The sequence below is a fragment of the Mycobacterium persicum genome (genome assembly GCF_002086675.1).
GTDB lineage: Bacteria > Actinomycetota > Actinomycetes > Mycobacteriales > Mycobacteriaceae > Mycobacterium > Mycobacterium persicum.
Map to the genome: position 1 here is coordinate 1 of NZ_MVIF01000209.1, position 2283 is coordinate 2283.

A 2283-nucleotide genomic window follows, 5' to 3' on the forward strand; every position below is an offset into this window, starting at 1 on the left:
TTGCGCGCAGCTAGCTCCGGCTGGCATATGGAGGTTTCCGAACTTCACGCCGCACTGCCGTCGTTGCAACCGCCCGCGCCCCGAGGCCCGGTATGGCGCCCACTGCTGTTGGTGGTGGCAACGACGATGCTGCCGCCGCTGCTGCCGAGGGTGAGATATGCCTTAGCAGCGGACCGGCACCGGACAAGGCATCGATCACCGACTGCGCTGACCGGGCTGGCGGTGATGGGGGCACCGCCGCGTTCGGCGCGGGGCTGGTGATTGCCGCGGCTTGTTGGATGTGGCCGCGCAGCGCGCCCTGCCCGCCCAGCTCACCCGCGCAGCGCACCACCTCGGTGGCCGTCTGCACCTCCTGCCCGGTGAAACGGGTCACCTGGCTTCTCAGGTCGACGGCGATCGCGTGGGCGGTGGCCTGTCGCGCATACCACCCCATCGAGCCCGGCGCATACATCGCGTCGGTGACCGACCAGTCCTCGCCCACCGCGAACCCCGATTGATGCGCCTGCCCGACCGTGGCCAGGATGGAGCGCCGCTGGTGGTGCAGCACGCCGGCACCGCCCTCGGCGGTCGCCGCGGCGGCATCCAGCAGCTCGGCCTCGTCGTCGGCGGTTACGACGTGGCGGGCCATCGCCGCTTTCATCGCCTCATCGCCCTGGCCGTGCCAGTCCAGCGAGTCGGCCTGGCTCTTGATGGTGCCCACCACCGAGCGTCGGCGCGTCGCCAGGTCACGCCAGTGGGCGGCGTGCTCGGTCAGATGCGACACGGTGTAAGCGCGCAACGCCGACTGGGTGGGGATCACGTGTTACGGACTGTCCCGGTGATCGTGGCGGCGACGTTTGTCAGCAAGTCCGCGGCATCGGAGTCGGTGGCTTCATAGCCGGTAGCCGCGACCTGGGTCATCCCTGCGGTGGCAGCGATCTAGGTGTGCAGGTCGGCGGTGGCGACCTGGGCTGCGCCGGTCACACCTGCGGCGGCGAGCATCGTGGGCCAGGGTGCGGGCGGTTGCAACGACGGCAGTGCGGCGTGAAGTTCGGAAACCTCCATATGCCAGCCGGAGCTAGCTGCGCGCAATCCGTCGGGGTTGACGTGCACTTCATCACCCATGCATGGCATCGTAAGCCACGCCCCGCACCGTGGCGCGACGGCTTGACCGCAGCGTTCCCGGCAAGTCCGACGGCCTTGGGCGCGCGTGCTGGAGCCTCGCAAGCCCAGGGGGCACCCCTAAGAACTTGTCACGAAGCTGACCCTACTTTGCAGAGCCGACAGTGAGAGGGATTGTCACGCTGCCGATTGGCCAGTCACGACGAACATTGATTCTTGGCCAGTCAAATCACCAGCCGCCGCAGTATTGTGTGCTTAATCGTATCTATTTGATACGATTAAGCACATGACTATCTGGGATCGGCTTGTTGAACTTGCCGCCGAGCAACATGGCTACGTCACGACTCGTGACGCGCGGGATATCGGTGTGGACCCCGTGCAGCTCCGTCTTCTGGCCGCACGCGGGCGTCTTGAGCGTGCTGGTCGTGGTGTGTACCGGGTGCCCGTCTTGCCGCGCGGTGAGCACGACGATCTCGCAGCAGCGGTCTCGTGGACTTTGGGCCGTGGTGTCATCTCGCATGAGTCGGCCTTGGGGCTTCACGCCCTCTCGGATGTCAACCCTTCGCGGATCCATCTCACGGTCCCACGCGAGAACCATCCGCGCGCAGCGGGGGGCGAGTTGTACCGACTTCACCGCCGCGACCTCCAGGCAACCGACATCACCTTGGTCGACGGCATACCCGTCACGACGGCTGTGCGCACCATCAGAGACTGCCTGAAGGCGGGCACTGATCCTTATCAGCTTCGGGTGGCGATCGAGCGAGCCGAAGCCGAGGGCACGCTACGTCGTGCGCCGGCAGCTGAGCTACGCGCTGCGCTCGATCAACCCGCCGCCGGAGTACGCGCTCGGACGAAGCGAGCATCGGCGTGACCAAGCCCTATTCTTCGCCGCCGACGAACTTGCGCTCGCTGCGAGATCGACTCACCCAGGCAGCGCAGCGGCAAGGTGTCGTGTTCGGTCGACTACAGCGGCACATCGCGATGATCGTCGTCGCACAGTTCGCAGCCATGCTCACCGACGACAGCGGTGCTCCGCTGCTCTTGGTTAAAGGCGGATCGTCGCTGGAATTGCGCCGAGGGATCCCCGATTCACGGACCTCCAAAGACTTCGACACGGTCGCACGCCGCGACATCGCAACGGTCCATGAGCAGCTGGCCGATACGGGGGAGACTGGGTGGGAG

The 2283-nt window shown here is 66.4% G+C and carries 3 protein-coding genes and 1 pseudogene; 2 read left to right on the top strand and 2 right to left on the bottom strand.

Features of this window, described 5'->3' with window-relative positions; all coding sequences use genetic code 11:
- Nucleotides 1-10 precede the first annotated feature (10 nt).
- Together BST40_RS27820 and BST40_RS32210 are read right to left on the bottom strand one after the other, a co-directional pair.
- Entirely contained in the window at nt 11-799 is a 789-nt protein-coding gene (locus BST40_RS27820) for a hypothetical protein (protein WP_083156518.1), read from the bottom strand.
- A 119-nt stretch (nt 800-918) separates the two neighbouring features.
- Nucleotides 919-1104 carry a hypothetical protein gene (locus BST40_RS32210; RefSeq protein ID WP_241780142.1) on the bottom strand — a complete coding sequence of 62 codons (186 nt, stop codon included), beginning with the start codon at nt 1102-1104 and terminating at the stop codon, nt 919-921.
- A 283-nt stretch (nt 1105-1387) separates the two neighbouring features.
- Here BST40_RS32210 and BST40_RS27830 point away from each other — a divergent pair, with 283 nt between their 5' ends.
- Both BST40_RS27830 and BST40_RS27835 read left to right on the top strand, forming a co-directional pair.
- Nucleotides 1388-1972 carry a type IV toxin-antitoxin system AbiEi family antitoxin domain-containing protein gene (locus BST40_RS27830; protein WP_082275213.1) on the top strand — a complete coding sequence of 195 codons (585 nt, stop codon included), beginning with the start codon at nt 1388-1390 and terminating at the stop codon, nt 1970-1972.
- Nucleotides 1969-2283 (top strand): annotated as a pseudogene (locus BST40_RS27835) (nucleotidyl transferase AbiEii/AbiGii toxin family protein); the annotation flags it as partial. The gene BST40_RS27830 and the pseudogene BST40_RS27835, both read left to right, overlap by 4 nt.